A 16118-nucleotide genomic window follows, 5' to 3' on the forward strand; every position below is an offset into this window, starting at 1 on the left:
GCCGGGTGGCGTGCATCACGAACACTCCTTGTGCGATCGAAGTTGATCGATTAGTGTTTTTATAGATCAGAAAACGTCAAACGCGCGTCGTGAAGCGCAGACAGGAACGGTGCGTCCGATGAGCAACGCTGCCCTTGGTGCCTACATGGAAGAAGAGCTGGTTTCGCAGCCGGACGTCTGGCTCCAGGCGATCGCCCAAGCTGAATCGGACAGGGCTGAATCGGACAGGGCTGAATCGGACAACGCCAGCCAGGGCCGGCTCCTGCCCGCGGACGGCGAGCGGGTCGCCGTCGTCGGCTGCGGAACGTCCTGGTTCATGGCGCAGAGCTATGCTGCCGCGCGCGAGGCCGCCGGCAAGGGCGTCACCGATGCGTTCGCCGCGTCCGAAGCCTTCCTGAACCACAACAGCGCCGGCCGCCAGTACGACGCCGTCATCGCCATCACCCGCTCCGGCACCACCACCGAGGTGATTGAGCTCCTGGAAGCACTGCGCGGCAAGGTCCGCACCGTGGCCGTGATCGGCGACATGGATTCGCCCGTGGCCACGCTGGCCGACGCCGTCGTGGGACTGCCGTATGCGGACGAGAAGTCGGTGGTCCAGACCCGCTTCGCCACCACCGCCCTGGTGTACCTGCTGAGCACCCTGGGAGTTGACCTGAGCGACGCCGTCGAGCAGGCCCGCCCGGCGGTCACCGAGCCCGTGTCCCGGGAACTTGTGGACGCCGAGCAGTTCACCTTCCTCGGCACCGGCTGGACCATCGGCCTGGCCCACGAAGCCGGGCTGAAGATGCGCGAAGCCGTGCAGGGCTGGACCGAGTCCTACCCGGCCATGGAGTACCGGCACGGCCCCATCTCGATCGCCGCCCCCGGGCGCGTCACGTGGCTCTTCGGCGAACAGCCCGAGGGACTGGACGTCGACATGAAAGCCACGGGCGCCCTGTACATCAACACCGGCAAGCACGCCCTCGCCGAACTTGCCCGGGTCCACCGCGTCACCCTGGAGCGAGCCCGCGCCCGCGGGCTGAATCCGGACCTGCCGCGCAACCTCACCCGCTCGGTCATCCTCGACACCACCGCCTAGGACCCGCCATGGTTCTCGGAGCAGCTGGGGCGGCCGTACTTGCCTTCGACGTCGGCGGCACGGACATGAAGGTTGGCCTTGTCGACGCCCAGGGGAACGTCCTGGGCCTGCGCCGGGTCCGCACTCCGCGTGATCCCCACCGGCCCGCGGATGCCATCCTGGACCGGGTGGCCGAGCTGGCGCGTGAGCTCGAAGCCGAGTTCCCCGCGCATCCGGTCCGGGCCGCCGGGGTGATCGTCCCGGGAATCGTGGATCCGGAATCCGGGGTGGGCCTCTATTCGGCCAACCTCGGCTGGCGGAACTACCCCTTTACCGCCGAGGCCGAACGCCGGCTGGGCGTACCGGTGGCCTTCGACCATGACGTCCGCTCCGCCGCCGCGGTGGAGCACCACTACGGCGGATCGCGCGAGTTCGACGACGTCGTGGTGATGGTGGTGGGCACCGGCATTGCCGCCGCCGTCTTCTCCGGCGGCAAGGCCGTGAGCGCCGGCGGCTTCGCCGGCGAACTCGGCCACGCCCAGGTTCCGGATCCCGATGGCAGCGGCACCACCATCCTCGAAGCCGTGGGCTCCGCCGGGTCCGTGGCCAAGCGCTACACCGCCCACTCCGGAACCCCGGTTGCGGGCGCCCGGGAGGTCCTGGAGCGTGCCCGCACCGGAGAGGAACTGGCCGCCCGGATCTGGGCCGACGCCGTGGACGCGCTCGCCTTCAGCATCTGCCAGTGCGTCAGCATCATTGGCACCGAGGCCGTCGTGATCGGCGGCGGCCTTGCCGAGGCCGGCGAGGAACTGCTCGAACCCCTGCGCACACGGGTGGACAGTATGCTCGACTTCCACCGCCGTCCCGTGATCCTGCGCGCCCAGCTCGGCCAGGACGCCGGACTGCTGGGCGCGGCGATGAACGCGCGGGCCCTTCTCGTGGAAGCCCCCGCCGCTGGTGCGCCCGCCGCCGGTGCGCCCGCCGCCGGTGCGCCCGCCGCTGAAGCCCCCGACGCCGGGGCCCCTGAAGCCACGGACGGTGCTGCATGAGGCGCATCGTCACTGTCACCCCGAACCCGGCCGTGGATATGAGCTACCACGTGGCCGGCATCCACCCCGGCGCCAGCCACCGGGTGCCGACGCCGCTCAGCCGCGCCGGCGGCAAGGGCCTCAACGTGGCCAGGGTGGCGCACCAACTCGGCCACCCCGTCCTCGCCCTCGCCCCGTATGGCGGCAGTTCCGGCGCCGAGTTCGCCGCCGAACTGGAAGCCAGCGGCGTTCCCCATGCACTGGTGCCGGTCGCCGGCCCGACCCGCCGCAGCATCGCGCTGGTGGACACGGTGAGCGGGGAGACCTCCATCTTCAACGAGGAAGGCAGCCCCCTCCTGGCCGGCGAATGGCAGGCACTGGCCGCCGTCGTCGTCGACGCCCTTTCGGCGCAGGGGGAGGACGCCCCGGGCGTCCTGGCCGCGTCCGGCAGCCTGCCGCCGGGCGCCCCCGCGGACTTCTACCCGGCGTTGGTGCGTTTGGCGCACGACGCCGGGATCCCCGCAATCGTGGACACCTCCGGTTCCGGGATCCTCGCCGCAGCCGCAGCCGGAGCGGACCTGCTCAAACCGAACCACCACGAGCTCGAAGAAGCCACGGGGGAGCGGGACCTCGCGGCGGCCGCCTGGCAGCTGATCGGCCTCGGCGCCAAGACCGTGCTGGTCAGCTCGGGAGCGGACGGGATGCTCGCCTTCAGCCACGCCACTCCGGACGGGTACTGGCGCGCCAGGCTGCCCGAAGCCCTCAGCGGCAACCCGACCGGCGCCGGGGACGCCGCCGTCGCCGCTGCCGCCACGGCCCTGGCCGACGGGATCACCGACACCAGGGACATTCTCCGCCGCGCCACTGCCTGGTCCGCCGCCGCCGTCCTGATGCCGGCAGCAGGGGAAATCTCGCCGCGCTACACGGAACTCGAAGAACAACTCATCATCAGCTGGGAGGACAATCGGTGAGCCTGGTCAACACCCGGGAATTGATGGACGCGGCCGCCGCGGCCGGCATCGGCCAAGGCGCGTTCAACATCATCCACCTCGAAACCGCCGAAGGCCTCGTGGCCGGGGCCGAAGCGGCCGGCGTGCCGCTGATCCTGCAGATCTCGGAGAACTGCGCGAGATTCCACGGCGGCCTGGAGCCGCTGGCCCGCGGTGCCCTCGCCATCGCCCGCGATGCCTCGGTTCCGGTGGCGCTGCACCTGGACCACGCCGAATCCGAGGAACTCGCTCGGCAGGCCGTGGATCTGGGCTTCGGTTCGGTGATGTACGACGGCGCGCATCTTCCCTACGCGGAAAACGTCGAAGCAACGCGCCGGGTGGCCGCCTACGCCCATGGGCGCGGGGTCCACGTCGAGGCAGAGCTGGGCAAGGTGGGCGGCAAGGACGGGGCGCACGCACCCGGCGTCCGGACCGATCCCGGCGAAGCCCGCGACTTCGTGGCCGCCACCGGTGTCGACGCCCTGGCGGTCGCGGTCGGCTCCTCGCATGCCATGACCGAACGCAGCGCCCAACTGGACCTGGAACTGATCACCCGGCTCAAGGATGCGGTGCAGTTGCCCCTCGTGCTGCACGGATCTTCCGGCGTAGCAGACGAGACACTAGTGGCGGCGATCCGGGCCGGTATGACTAAGATCAACGTATCCACGCACTTGAACGGGTTCTTCACGCGTGCTGTCCGGGAGTACCTGGACGCCAATCCCGCGGTAGTGGATTCCCGCAAGTACATCGCGGCGGGCCGTGATGCCCTGGTGGTGGAAACCGCCCGCTTGCTGACGTTGTTCGCGAAAGTGAACTAGAAACCACCTCCGGAAGGTTCGTGATGACCCGTACAGATCGGCTGACTGCCATCCTCGATCTCCTCGCCGAGTCAGGGCATGTCGAAGTCGAGGACATCGTGACCCGCCTGGGGGTTTCCCCGGCCACCGCCCGGCGCGACCTGGACAGCCTGGCCAAGCAGCGGCTGCTCAGCCGTACCCGCGGCGGGGCCACCAAGGGCGCCGTGGCGTACGACCTGCCGGGCCGGTACAACCGTGACGACCACGCCGAGGCCAAGCAACGGATTGCCCTGGCAGCCTCGGAACTGATCGCGCCGGGCGCCGTGGTCGGCCTGAGCGGCGGCACCACCAGCACGGCGCTGGCCCAGGTGCTCTCCACCCGTGAAGACCTCAATGCACCCTCCAACCGGCCGATGCTGACGGTCGTCACCAACGCCATCAACATCGCCGCCCAGCTCGCAGTGCGCCCCAACATCAAGATCATGGTCACCGGCGGCATCCTGAATCCGCGCTCCTACGAACTGGTGGGGCCCTATACGGACGTGATCATGCAGAAGGTCGCCCTGGACATCGCCTTCATCGGCGTCAACGGCGTGGATCCCAAGATCGGGCCGACCATCACCGACGAAGGCGAAGCCATGGTGAACTCCGCCATGGCACGCCGCGCCGCCGCGTCGTACGTCCTGGCGGACTCCAGCAAGATCGGAAAGCGGTCCTTCGCCACCATGGCCGGCTACGAATTCAAGCGGCTCATCACGGACAGTGGCATCAAGGCCGCGGACAAAGCCGCTTTCGAAGCCGCCGGAACCGAAGTGACGGTCGCCGGACTCGACTGAGGCTGCAACGCTAGAAAGTGACGGGCGGGGCGTCCAGCACGGTTTCGTCCACCCGCCGTTCCACCCACTGGCTGAACGGGGTGTCCAGATCGTACTTACCGGCGTCGTTCCGGACCAGGGTTCGCAATTCCGCATTGCCCGGGTTGTTGAGCGACTCGAAGTATTCAACGGACCAGTGGAACCAGCGCATGCAGAAGAGCCTCATGGTCAGGCCGTGCGTCACGAACAGGGTGTTCGGCGCGTAGTCCGGTTTCTCCCAGTGCCGGTACAGGGTTTCCATGAAGGAGGAGACCCGGTCGTACACATCGGAGCCGGATTCGCCTTCCCGGAACCGGTAGAAGAAATGACCGTACAGGTTCCGCAGTTCCTTCTGGTCTTCGATTTCGCCGGCGATCTGGAAGTTGGCCCAGTCCTGCTCGCGCAGCCGGGGCTCCTCGATCACCCGCTCCGTCAGGCCGTCCAGCCGCAGGGCCTCCAGCGTCTGGTAGGCCCGAAGGTACGGCGAGACGTACACGCACACCTGTTCGCCGTCGAGCTTCCGGCGCAGTTCCTCCCCGGTGCGCCTGGCCTGCTCCAGCCCGAGTTCGGTCAGCGGAATCCGGTAGTCCGGCACGCGGTTGTAGATCGAGGTGTCCACATTGGCGGCGGACTGGCCGTGCCGGACCATGAAGATACGTGCTGGCGCGCTCATCCCACCAAGCATAGGCAAACACCCAGGGAAATGAAGGCAAGATAGGACCATGCTCGTTGCCTCCACGCGCCGCCTGCGCGCTGAAGTCCTCATCGTCCTGGGCCTGTCCCTGGGCCAGTCCGCGGTGTACTCGGTGGTGCAGCTGCTGGACAAGGTGAGCCGGGCCCCGCTGGCGCAAGGAACCTCCACCCTGAATGCCTCCCGGAACAGCCGCGAATACTTCGACCTCACCTACCAGTTGCTGGACATCGTCTTCGCCCTGGTGCCGGTGGTGCTGGTGTTCTATTTCCTCGCGCAGCAGCGGGCGCCCTCCGAACAGGAATCGGCGTTCGAACGCCTCGGCTTCACCCTCGCACGGCCGGGCCGGGACCTGCTGCAGGGCCTGGGCCTGGCGGCCCTCATCGGAATCCCCTCGCTGGGGCTTTACGCTGCGGGGCGGGCCATGGGAATCACGACGGCGATCATCCCCAGCGCGCTCGACTCCTATTGGTGGACGGTTCCGGTGCTGATCCTCTCCGCTGTCCGGCACGCCATCGTCGAGGAAGTGATCGTGGTGGGCTACCTTCTTGACCGCTTCGGCAAATTCGGCTGGAGCACACCGCTGGCCATCGGCCTGAGCGCCCTGTTGCGGGGTAGTTACCACCTCTACCAGGGCTTCGGCCCGTTCATCGGGAACGCGGTGATGGGCCTGGTCTTCGCCTGGCTGTATAGCCGCAGCAAACGGGTCATGCCGCTGGTGGTGGCCCACGCGCTGCTGGACATCGTCGCCTTCGTCGGTTTCAGCCTCTTCGGGAAGGCGGTCGGGCTGGGTTGAGGGGCGGCGACCGGCCGTCCCCGGGGGCGGCCGGTCAGCAGCGGGAGCCACAGGGCGGTCCCGGGTCGCCGGAGAGCTGCGGGGTCGCTGGAGCTTTCCAGCGACTTCGCAGCCCTTCCGCGAATTCAGCGGGAACACCCGGCCGCCACGACCCGGGCCACTACCTGGTGTGGTCTTGGATGGCGACCCTTAAAGGGGTTCGGCTTAAAAGGGTTCGGCCGCCGTCGCTGGGTGACGTCATTGGCACCCGCCGATGGCGGCCGAAACTTTGGGCCGGGGCAACCGCCGGCGGCGGCACCCCGGAAGGGGTCAGATGGTGACGGCCCCGTTGGCTGTTTCAAAGGTGACGGACATAATGCCCGGGACACCGTGCGGAGCAACCCACTGGACGGCGACGTCCTCGAGCGGCTTCTCCACGGGTTCGCCCAGCCACTCGGTCACGCGGGCAGCCGACCCGGCGATGGTGAGGCTGGACATCTTGACGTCGCTCGCGTAGACGAGGGACGGGTGCAGGGAGGGATCGCCTTCCCAACGGAGCAGGTACGGGACCTGCGGATCCGCGATCAGGCCGAGGATGCCGATCTGCTGCCAGACAAGTTCCCGGCCGTCAGGGAACTTGCGGTTGCCGGGAACCGCGGAGCGGCCCAGACGTTCTTCAAAAGGGGACAGGTCGTCGACGGCGACGCACCATCCCATCCATCCACCGCCGGTGGCGGAGCGTGCCCGGACAGCTTGTCCGAACGGCGCTTTGTCCGACGCGGGGTGGTCCAGGACCTCCACAACTTCCAGGTATTTGTGGTCTGCGAGCGGAATGATCATGTTCCGCGTACCGAAGCGCGGGTGCACTCCGCCGCGGACCGCATCCACTCCCAAAGCTGCGGAAATCCGCTCTGTGGTGGCCATCAGGCCATCCTGTTCACAAGCGTAAGAGACGTGATCCATGCGCATGACACTCATCTTGGCACTTTGTGATGGACCTCTCAGCTTAGCCAAGCCTAAGTAAGGTAGGACGTCCGTGAATCGCGTCCCGGAGGGTAACAGGAGGACTCCGCGGGACCGAAAAAAGACCGTCTTCTTCACAATGCTTCAGCAGCCCGGGCGGGACTTCCTAGACTGGCCGCACGGCACGCCGGAGGGGCAACCGCCGCCTTGGCCGGCCGGACCAGTTCACGCATCAGAAGGAGGCGCAATGTCGCACGGTTGGTCATTCGAAACACGCCAGATCCATGCCGGCCAGGAGCCGGACGCCGCCGCGGGTGCCCGCGCCCTGCCGATCTACCAGACCACGTCCTTCGTGTTCCCGAGCGCAGAGAGTGCGGCAAACCGCTTCGCGCTCGCGGAGCTGGCGCCGATCTACACGCGGATCGGAAACCCCACGCAGGACGCGGTCGAACAGCGGATCGCCAGCCTCGAAGGCGGCCTCGGAGCACTGCTGCTCAGCTCGGGGCAGGCCGCTGAAACCTTCGCCATCCTCAACGTGGCCGAGGCCGGGGACCACATCGTCGCCAGTCCCAGCCTGTACGGCGGAACCTACAACCTGTTGGCCCACACCCTGCAGAAATTCGGCATCTCCGTGACGTTCGTGGATGACCCGGACAAACTGGACCAGTGGCGCGACGCGGTCCGGGACAACACCAAGCTCTTCTTCGCCGAGGTGGTGTCCAACCCCCGCCAGGACGTGCTCGACATCGAAGGCGTCGCCGGCATCGCGCACGAGGCCGGTGTCCCGCTGATCGTGGACAACACCCTGTCCACTCCGTACCTGATCCGGCCCATCGAATGGGGCGCGGACATCGTGGTGCATTCAGCCACCAAATACCTCGGCGGCCACGGTGCGGCGATCGCCGGGGTGATCGTGGATTCCGGGAACTTCGACTTCGGCGCGCACCCGGAGCGCTTCCCGAACTTCAACACCCCGGACCCCAGCTACAACGGCCTGGTGTATGCACGCGACCTCGGCAAGGACGGCGCCTTGGGCGCCAACTTGTCCTACATCCTCAAGGCCCGCGTCCAACTGCTGCGCGACCTCGGATCGGCCGTCTCGCCGTTCAACGCCTTCCTCATCGCCCAGGGCCTGGAAACGCTCAGCCTGCGGGTGGAACGCCATGTGGAGAACGCCGCCAAGGTGGCCCGGTGGCTGGAAGGACGGGACGACGTCGAATCCGTCGCCTATGCCGGCCTGCCATCCAGCCCCTGGTTCGAACGTGGCCGCAAGTACGGACCGAAGGGGACCGGGGCCGTGGTTGCCTTCACCATCAAGGGCGGCCTCGACGCCGGCAAACGCTTTGTGGACGCCTTGGAGCTTCACTCGCACGTGGCCAACATCGGCGACGTCCGCTCCCTGGTGATCCACCCGGCATCCACCACGCACAGCCAGCTGACCGTTGAGCAGCAGGCCGTGGCAGGCGTGACTCCCGGGCTGGTGCGCCTGGCCGTGGGCATCGAGCACATCGACGACATTCTGGCCGATCTGGAAGCGGGTTTCCGGGCCGCCAAGGAGGACTGAGGCGCCTGCGAGCGATGTCCGGGCCCGCGGTATGGCGGGCCCGGACCGTCACAAAGCTGTCACATTGTTCGCGTTGGCGGAGCGGTTCTTCCTACACTCGAAACCAAAGGTCACGAGTGCCAGCGCTAAACCCCGGTTTGCTGGCCGGCAACCCTCCTTCCGTGGCGGGGTGCCCCGGGTGAAGACCTGGCCTGCCGGACAGCTGTCGGCAGGCAAGCACGAGGCTCAGGGGTTCTCCATGACGATTGCCGCACCGTCGGTCACCAGCAAGCACAACGAAAATGGCCGCACCGAAGACGGCACGCTCAAGTACGTTTCCATCGGCGCGCTGGAACTCGAAGCGGGAGGCTTCCTGCCGGACGTGCTCCTCGCCTACGAAAGCTGGGGCACCCTCAACGCCGACGCCTCCAACGCCGTCCTCATCGAGCATGCCCTCACCGGAAGCACCCACGTAGCCCGCGGCGGAAGCGACGAAGAAGGCTGGTGGGAACAGCTCGTCGGCCCCGGCGCCACCATCGACACGGACCGCTGGTTCGTGGTTTCAGTCAACATCGTCGGCGGTTGCTACGGCAGCACCGGGCCGTCGTCGAACGCGCCGGACGGCAAGCCGTGGGGTTCCCGGTTCCCGCTGGTGACCCTGCGCGACTCCACCACAGCGGAGGCCCGGCTCGCCGACGCCCTGGGGATTGACCGCTGGCACGCGGTGATCGGCGGCTCCATGGGCGGTGCGCGCGCCCTCGAATGGGCGGTCAGCTACCCGGCCCGGGTGAAGAACTGTGCGGTCATCGCGGTGGGCGCCTACAGCACTGCCGAACAGATCGCCTTCGCCCAGGCCCAGACGCTCGCGATCCGCCAGGATCCCGCCTTCAACGGCGGCGACTACTACGGTGGCGCTGCTCCCGAGGCTGGCCTGGCCCTCGCGCGCCGGATCGCGCACATCACCTACCGTTCGGCCGCGGAACTGGACTTCCGTTTCGGCCGGAACGCCCAGGACGACGAGTCCCCCCTGCAGGCCCCGGCGCTGGGGGAGCGCGGCCGCTACCAGGTGGAAAGCTACCTCGACCACCAGGGCCACAAGCTGGTGCGGCGCTTCGACGCCAACAGCTACGTCGCCCTCACGGAGGCGCTGATGAGCCACGATGTGTCGCGCGGCCGCGGCAGCCTTAAGGAAGCCCTCTCCATCGCCGAGGCGAACTTCTTCGTGGCCGCCGTGAATTCGGACCGCCTCTACTTCCCGGAGCAGTCCCGCGAACTCGCCGAGGCTTTGCCCGGCACCGTGGAAGTCCACACGATCGAAGCTCCGATCGGGCACGACGGCTTCCTCACCGAGATCGGCCAGCTTGGCCCGCAGCTCGGCGCGGCTTTCTTCGCCTAGTCAGCCGTTCATGATCTCCTGGCGGAGTTTCATGTACTCCTCCATGGCGATCTTGCCGTCACTGAACTTCCGGTCCAGCTCCGCCAGTTTGCGTGCCCGGTAGCCTTGCGGCTCCGAGGGCGCCGGGCCGGGGGCAGGCGGCGGTCCGGCGGGAGCGCGGTGTTGCTCCGGCACTTTGTACTGCTCCGGTGTTTGGTACGGCTGCGGATACGGGTTCGACGGCGGAACCTGCGACGGCGGGTACGGGCCCGGCGGATTCCGGCCCGAGATGTAGTCGGGGAGTTTGCCCGTGTAGCCGCCCTGCTGGAAACGCCCGTCCGGGTAGCCGCTGTTGCGGATCCGCCGCTGCTGGGAGCGCTTGTACAGGCGTATCCCGAGCGGGATCAGCCACGAGCAGACGATAATCCAAAAGAACAGATTGTTCATGGGGCCACCTCAATTCCACCTCAAGCTTAGTCCCGGGAATCCGCTGCAACCCGGGCCCGTCAGAGGAGCCTTGCGGGCATCCCCAGGAAGGCGCCGTACCGCGTCGCCTCGGCCTCGAGCGCGGCCCGCCCGGCAGCGTCCAGTGGGTGGTCCATCCTGGCATCGAGCAGGCATTCGCCGCCGGAAAAGTCGTGCCGCCACCACCCGGCGAGCCGTCCGTCCAGCAGGACAACGTGCGCGGGCGCTCCGGCCGGGGCGAAGTAGGGAGCCGTTCCGCCAAGGTGGTTCCGGGTCTGTGAATAGCCCATCACGTATTCGTCGTAGCACTGGATCAGGTCGATCGCCGGTGCTTCTCCGTTGACCCCGGCAGTCCCGGCGCCACTGGACTTTGGGGCGCCGGACGCGGCGGCGGCCACGGCGTCGAGCTCCTCGGCGGCAAGATGGAACTCCATTCCGTCCCTGCTGAATGAGGCAAGGGAGCCGGGGGAGATGTCCGCAGCCAACCGCAGGCCCTCCCGCACTTCGCCCATCGTCAGGCCGGACCAGGCGGCGCAGTCCTTGACCGTCGCCGGCCCGCGGCTCCGGAAGTACCGCAGGGCGAGTTGCCCCAGGGACCACTCCCGCCGTGCCGTCCCGGCGGCGCCGTTCTTCGCGGACGGATCCTGCCGTGTCCGTTCCGGAAAGGCGGCGTACGTCTGCTTCAGGGCTCCGCCGGCGGAGCGCACCGGGGCCCCGCTCACCAGGATCCTGTTGATCTCCGCGTGCATCAGCAGGTAGATGAAGCCCAATCCCTTGGAAGGGAAGCCTGCGTCCCCGAGCACAGCGGCGAGGTCCTCGCGGGTCTTGTGGGCACCGCCGGCAACCGCGGCGGCCAGGATGTCGGCGCTGCGGGCAGCGGCCTTGGCGTCCACGCCCGTCTGCCGGTACATGCCCTTGTTCCCCTGGTGCAGTCGGGGAGCGGACAGCTCCATCAGCCAATCCAGGTCGTCCCGATGCACGAAATGCCAGGTGGGCCGCAGCACGTGCGTCCTGAGGACTGTGCCGTCCGCGACGGCGTCTTCCACCCGGGCAGCGAGCCCGCCGGCGTCGTCGGCCGTTCCGGCTCTGCAGCGTTGGGCGAGGGACCAGCGGGCGTAGGCAAACTCCTGGGCCTGGACGGCGAGCAGGTTCTTCAGGGCATCCTCGAGGCCGGCCGCGCCGGGCGGACGCAGCTGCTGGCGCCGGAGCCTGCTCGGGATAAGCCAATCCGCGCTGCCGCTCATGTCCGTCAGTTCCGGGGCACGGCCGGGTCCGCGGGACCGAAGACGGGACCCGGCATCGGGCGCTTGGGGGAGACGCCGTCGCCGGAGGACTGGTGGCGGATCCGCCGGATCACCCACGGCACCAGGTACTCGCGCGCCCAGACCAGGTCCCCGGTGCGTGCCTCCCGCCAGTTGCGCAGCGGCAGCGGCTTCGGGGTGTACGGCTCCAGCTGGTGCGGGACGTTGAGCGCATCGAGCACCATGGCGGCGATCGTGTGGTGGCCCAGGGGCGAGAAATGCAGGCGGTCCTCGTCCCACATCCGCGGATCGGCCAGCTCGCGCAGGGACCACATGTCGGCCACCACGGCGTCGTGGCGGGCCGCCACCGTGCGGAGGTTCTCGTTGTAGATGGCCACCTTGCCGCGGATGCGGCCCAGGACCGTGGACCCGGTGTCCGGGCCGTTGAAAAGCACCACCGTGGCGCCGCCCGCGCTCAACCGCCCGACGGCGTCGTCCAGTTTCTCGGCCAGTGCATCCGGATCCCCGCCGGGCCGGATGAGGTCGTTGCCGCCCGCGCTGATCGAAATGAGGTCGGGCTTGAGGGCCAGGCACGGGGCAAGCTGTTGGTCGAGGATCTGCTGCAGCAGCCTGCCGCGGATCGCCAGGTTCGCGTAGGCGAAGTCGGAGTGCCCGCGGCTCAGTTCCTCGGCCACCCGGTCCGCCCAGCCGCGGTGGCCACCCGGACTACCGGGCTCGGGGTCGCCGATGCCCTCGGTGAAGGAGTCGCCCAAGGCCACATAGCGGCTCCAAGGATGGTTCTGCTCGTCCACGGCGGGGTGGCCCATGGGATCGGTGGCACTCACGTTTGCTGTCCTGCCTTTGGTGCATAGCTACGCGACGGTAACTTGTTACTCGTGGGTAACTGTAAGAATAGACCCATGAGTCAAGCAGCCGCCTTCCCTGCCCCCGTTGTCCTGTGGTCCCACGAGGAAGGGGAGCGGGCCGGCAGGCCGCTGCTGGTGCTGCTGCACGGCTACGGCTCCAACGAAGCGGACCTGTTCAGCCTGGCCGGGCTGCTCCCCGGCGAGTTCGTGATCGCCTCCCTGCGTGCGCCGATCCCGATGGGTCCGGGCTTCACGTGGTTCCCGCTGACGGCCTCCATCGACTATTCGCTCGACGCGGTCAAGCTGGCCGCCGACTACGCCCTCGCCTGGCTCGACACTGTCAAGGACGACCACCCCTCGGTGACCCTCCTTGGCTTCTCCATGGGCATGGCCATGGCCACCACGATGCTTCGGCAGCGTCCCGCGGACTTTGCCGCCGTCGTCGGGCTTTCAGGTTTTGTGGTCGACGCCGACGCTGACGCCGCCTTCCGGGACGCCGAACTGGACGGCTCGGTGCCGATGTTCTGGGGCCGCGACCAGCAGGACCCCGTCATCACGCCGGACAAGATCGACTACACCATGGGCTGGGTGCGCAAGCACGTGGACCTCACCAAGGTGCTGTACACCGGTATGTGGCACGGCATCAACCAGCAGGAGATCGGGCACGTGGGCGAATTCCTCACCCACAAGGTCCTCAGCTAGGAGTTGCCGGCGATCCGCACGGTCCGGCCGTTCACGGTCACGGTGTCGCCGGCATGCAGTTGGCGGCCGCGGCGTTCCTCGATGTCCCCGTTGACCTTCACCAGGCCGTTCTTGATGAGCTCGGTGGCCTCGACGCCGTCTTCCACGAGGTTGGCGAGCTTCAGCAACTGGCCCAGGCGGATCATGTCGTCGCGGATGGGTACTTCGTCGATTTCGGGGTTGCTCATACAGCAATGATGCCTGACGTAAGGAAAGTGGAAATGCCGCAATCTTCCCGTCGCACGCCCCTGGCCGGCGTCGCCGGCCTGCCCGTCGCCGTCGCCGCAGGCGTGTTTCTCCCGCTACAGGGCCGGATCAATGGTGCCCTGGGCGCGCGGCTTGGGGACGGGATCGCGGCCGCCGTCGTGAGCTTCACCACGGGACTCATCGTCATCGCCGCCGTCGGACTTGTCCTGCCGCAGGGCCGCGCCAGCCTGCGCCGGATCGTCCCGGCGCTGCGGGAGCGCCGCTTCCCCCGCCTCTATGTCCTGGCCGGCGTCGTCGGCGCGCTGTTCGTGATCGCCCAGGTCTTCACTATCGGCGTGCTCGGCGTGGCTCTCTTTACCGTGGCTGTCGTGACAGGGCAGACCGTCAGCGGCCTGCTGGTGGACCGCATGGGGATCGCCCCGGGCGGGAAGCGCTCGGTCACCGCCATGCGCATTCTGGGCAGCGTGCTCACCGTCGCCGCGGTGGCCTGGGCCGTGTCGCCGCGCTTTTCGGCCTCGAGCGGGCCCGCCGCGCTCCTGGTGCCCGTGCTGCTGCCGATGCTGGCCGGTTTCCTCATGAGCTTCCAGCAGGCCATGAACGGGACCGCCACAGTGCATTACGGCAGCCCGGTGGCGACCACCTTCGTTAACTTCGCGGCCGGCGCTGTGGTCCTTTGGGTCCTGTTGCTGATCAAGCTGTCGCTCGCCGGCCCGGGGCAGGAGTTCCCGGCCGAATGGTGGTACTACCTCGGCGGGCCCATGGGCTGCGTGTTCATCGGCCTCGCGGCCTTGTTGGTGCGCGGCCTCGGAGTCCTGCTGACCGGCCTCGGGATGATCGCCGGCCAGTTGCTCGGCTCCCTGGCGCTCGACGTCGTCCTGCCCGCCCCGGGCGCAGTGGTCGCCTTGCCAACGGTGCTGGGCACCCTGCTGACCCTCGGGGCGATCATCCTCGCCACCCTGCCATGGCCCAAGGGCGCCCTGGCGGCCGGGCGGGGCACTCGCCCGCGGAAGCCGGACGGGGGCCGGGGCCGGTAGGCTAGGACAGGCAGCATTCCTGCCCGGCTTTCTTTCGTGCAGCCCTTCCGCTGCGCACCAGCGCGGACCGCACCCAGCGGCCCTGTAGATCATTGGAGTACCCATGGCAGCAAAATCCGTCCTCGACCAGATCATCTCCCTCGCCAAGCGGCGCGGGTTCGTGTTCCAGGCCGGTGAAATCTACGGCGGTTCGCGGTCTGCCTGGGACTACGGGCCCCTCGGTGCGGAACTGAAGGAAAACATCAAGCGCCAGTGGTGGCAGTCCATGGTCCGCGGCCGCGAAGACGTGGTGGGCCTGGACTCCTCCGTCATCCTGCCCCGCCAGGTCTGGGAAGCGTCCGGCCACGTGGAGGTCTTCTCCGACCCGCTGGTCGAATGCCTCTCCTGCCACAAGCGCTACCGCGCCGACCACCTCGAGGAAGAATACGAGGAAAAGAAGGGCCGCCCCGCCGAAAACGGCCTGGCCGACATCGCGTGCGCCAACTGCGGCACCCGCGGCCAGTGGACCGAACCGCAGGAATTCTCCGGCCTGCTCAAGACCTTCCTGGGCCCCGTCGCCAGCGAAGAGGGCCTGCACTACCTGCGCCCGGAAACCGCGCAGGGCATCTTCGTGAACTTCAACAACGTGCTCACCACCTCCCGGAAGAAGCCGCCGTTCGGCATCGGCCAGATCGGCAAGTCCTTCCGCAACGAAATCACCCCGGGCAACTTCATCTTCCGCACCCGTGAATTCGAGCAGATGGAGATGGAGTTCTTTGTCGAGCCCGGCACGGACGAAGAGTGGCACCAGTACTGGATGAAGGAGCGCATGGCCTGGTACACGGGCCTGGGCATCAGGGAAGAGAACCTGCGCTTCTTCGAACACCCGCTGGAGAAGCTCAGCCACTACTCCAAGGGCACCACGGACATCGAATACCGCTTCGGCTTCCAGGGCTCCGAGTGGGGCGAGCTCGAAGGCATCGCCAACCGCACCGACTTCGATCTCTCCACCCACTCCAAGGCCTCCGGCCATGACCTGAGCTACTTCAACCAGGCCACCAACGAGCGTTACACCCCGTACGTGATCGAACCCGCGGCCGGCCTCACCCGCTCCTTCATGGCGTTCCTGATCGACGCCTACACCGAGGACGAGGCCCCCAACGCCAAGGGCGGCGTGGACGTGCGCACCGTGCTGAAGCTGGACCCGCGCCTGGCCCCGGTGAAGGCCGCCGTCCTTCCGCTGAGCCGCAACGAGGACCTCTCGCCCAAGGCGAAGGACCTGGGCACCCAGCTGCGCAGGAACTGGAACATCGACTTTGACGACGCCGGCGCCATCGGCCGCCGTTACCGCCGCCAGGACGAGATCGGCACTCCGTTCTGCATCACCGTGGACTTCGACACCCTTGAGGACCAGGCCGTGACCATCCGCGAACGCGACACCATGAGCCAGGAACGCGTGTCCCTGGACAAGGTGGAAGGCTACCTGGCAGCACGGCTGATCGGCGCCTGA

Annotated in this window: 17 protein-coding genes and 1 riboswitch; of the genes, 11 read left to right on the plus strand and 6 right to left on the minus strand. The window is 68.0% G+C overall.

The genetic code is table 11. The annotated features are described in order from the left end of the window. Positions 1-118: 118 nt before the first annotated feature. The 5 genes from DWV11_RS06070 to DWV11_RS06090 are packed head-to-tail and all read left to right on the plus strand — an operon-like array spanning position 119 to position 4710. Positions 119-1081 carry an SIS domain-containing protein gene (locus DWV11_RS06070; protein ID WP_115787995.1) on the plus strand — a complete coding sequence of 321 codons (963 nt, stop codon included), beginning with the start codon at positions 119-121 and terminating at the stop codon, positions 1079-1081. A gap of 8 nt (positions 1082-1089) precedes the next feature. Next, positions 1090-2109, plus strand: coding sequence for an ROK family protein (locus tag DWV11_RS06075; protein WP_115787996.1), 1020 nt, complete (start codon positions 1090-1092; stop codon positions 2107-2109). Continuing rightward, entirely contained in the window at positions 2106-3059 is a 954-nt protein-coding gene (locus DWV11_RS06080; protein ID WP_115787997.1) for a 1-phosphofructokinase family hexose kinase, read from the plus strand. Before DWV11_RS06075 ends, DWV11_RS06080 begins: the two co-directional genes overlap by 4 nt. Next, positions 3056-3895: a class II fructose-bisphosphate aldolase gene (locus tag DWV11_RS06085; protein WP_210725672.1), complete on the plus strand. Its 840-nt coding sequence runs from the start codon at positions 3056-3058 to the stop codon at positions 3893-3895. Before DWV11_RS06080 ends, DWV11_RS06085 begins: the two co-directional genes overlap by 4 nt. A 23-nt stretch (positions 3896-3918) precedes the next feature. Then, complete coding sequence (locus tag DWV11_RS06090) at positions 3919-4710, plus strand: DeoR/GlpR family DNA-binding transcription regulator (protein ID WP_115787998.1); 792 nt, start codon at positions 3919-3921, stop codon at positions 4708-4710. A gap of 10 nt (positions 4711-4720) precedes the next feature. On the opposite strand, the gene DWV11_RS06095 is transcribed toward DWV11_RS06090, so the two are convergent. After that, positions 4721-5401 carry a histidine phosphatase family protein gene (locus tag DWV11_RS06095; protein ID WP_210725673.1) on the minus strand — a complete coding sequence of 227 codons (681 nt, stop codon included), beginning with the start codon at positions 5399-5401 and terminating at the stop codon, positions 4721-4723. A gap of 49 nt (positions 5402-5450) precedes the next feature. Here DWV11_RS06095 and DWV11_RS06100 point away from each other — a divergent pair, with 49 nt between their 5' ends. Next, positions 5451-6215, plus strand: a complete 765-nt coding sequence (locus DWV11_RS06100) for a CPBP family intramembrane glutamic endopeptidase (protein ID WP_115788000.1) — start codon at positions 5451-5453, stop codon at positions 6213-6215. Positions 6216-6524: 309 nt separating this feature from the next. On the opposite strand, the gene DWV11_RS06105 is transcribed toward DWV11_RS06100, so the two are convergent. Next, positions 6525-7163 carry a VOC family protein gene (locus DWV11_RS06105; RefSeq protein WP_074589062.1) on the minus strand — a complete coding sequence of 213 codons (639 nt, stop codon included), beginning with the start codon at positions 7161-7163 and terminating at the stop codon, positions 6525-6527. Positions 7164-7404: 241 nt separating this feature from the next. Here DWV11_RS06105 and DWV11_RS06110 point away from each other — a divergent pair, with 241 nt between their 5' ends. Further along, positions 7405-8721, plus strand: coding sequence for a bifunctional o-acetylhomoserine/o-acetylserine sulfhydrylase (locus tag DWV11_RS06110; protein ID WP_115788001.1), 1317 nt, complete (start codon positions 7405-7407; stop codon positions 8719-8721). 108 nt (positions 8722-8829) lie between these two features. Continuing rightward, positions 8830-8946, plus strand: a riboswitch (SAM riboswitch). Positions 8947-8959: 13 nt separating this feature from the next. Then, positions 8960-10096 carry a homoserine O-acetyltransferase MetX gene (gene metX / locus DWV11_RS06115; protein ID WP_115788002.1) on the plus strand — a complete coding sequence of 379 codons (1137 nt, stop codon included), beginning with the start codon at positions 8960-8962 and terminating at the stop codon, positions 10094-10096. Here metX and DWV11_RS06120 read toward each other — a convergent pair whose 3' ends face one another. From DWV11_RS06120 to DWV11_RS06130, 3 genes are read right to left on the minus strand one after another with little or no spacing between them, the layout of a single operon-like run. After that, on the minus strand, positions 10097-10522 hold the full coding sequence (locus DWV11_RS06120; protein WP_115788003.1) for a hypothetical protein: 426 nt from the start codon (positions 10520-10522) through the stop codon (positions 10097-10099). A 59-nt stretch (positions 10523-10581) separates the two neighbouring features. Then, positions 10582-11784: a winged helix DNA-binding domain-containing protein gene (locus tag DWV11_RS06125; protein WP_115788004.1), complete on the minus strand. Its 1203-nt coding sequence runs from the start codon at positions 11782-11784 to the stop codon at positions 10582-10584. Between the two features lie 5 nt (positions 11785-11789). Continuing rightward, positions 11790-12608: an SGNH/GDSL hydrolase family protein gene (locus DWV11_RS06130; protein WP_115788108.1), complete on the minus strand. Its 819-nt coding sequence runs from the start codon at positions 12606-12608 to the stop codon at positions 11790-11792. 93 nt (positions 12609-12701) lie between these two features. On the opposite strand from DWV11_RS06130, the gene DWV11_RS06135 reads away from it, so the two are divergent. Then, entirely contained in the window at positions 12702-13349 is a 648-nt protein-coding gene (locus DWV11_RS06135; RefSeq protein WP_115788005.1) for an alpha/beta hydrolase, read from the plus strand. Here the strand turns inward: DWV11_RS06135 and DWV11_RS06140 are convergent. Continuing rightward, complete coding sequence (locus tag DWV11_RS06140) at positions 13346-13576, minus strand: RNA-binding S4 domain-containing protein (RefSeq protein WP_115788006.1); 231 nt, start codon at positions 13574-13576, stop codon at positions 13346-13348. The two genes, DWV11_RS06135 and DWV11_RS06140, sit on opposite strands and share 4 nt — an antisense overlap. A gap of 33 nt (positions 13577-13609) precedes the next feature. On the opposite strand from DWV11_RS06140, the gene DWV11_RS06145 reads away from it, so the two are divergent. Together DWV11_RS06145 and DWV11_RS06150 are read left to right on the plus strand one after the other, a co-directional pair. Next, a complete protein-coding gene (locus DWV11_RS06145; RefSeq protein WP_115788007.1) occupies positions 13610-14629 on the plus strand; it encodes a DMT family transporter in 1020 nt (339 codons plus the stop codon). 103 nt (positions 14630-14732) lie between these two features. Further along, the gene (locus tag DWV11_RS06150; protein WP_115788008.1) at positions 14733-16118 is read left to right on the plus strand and encodes a glycine--tRNA ligase; all 1386 of its coding nucleotides are present in this window, start codon (positions 14733-14735) and stop codon (positions 16116-16118) included.

Source organism: Arthrobacter silvisoli (assembly GCF_003369445.1).
GTDB lineage: Bacteria > Actinomycetota > Actinomycetes > Actinomycetales > Micrococcaceae > Arthrobacter > Arthrobacter silvisoli.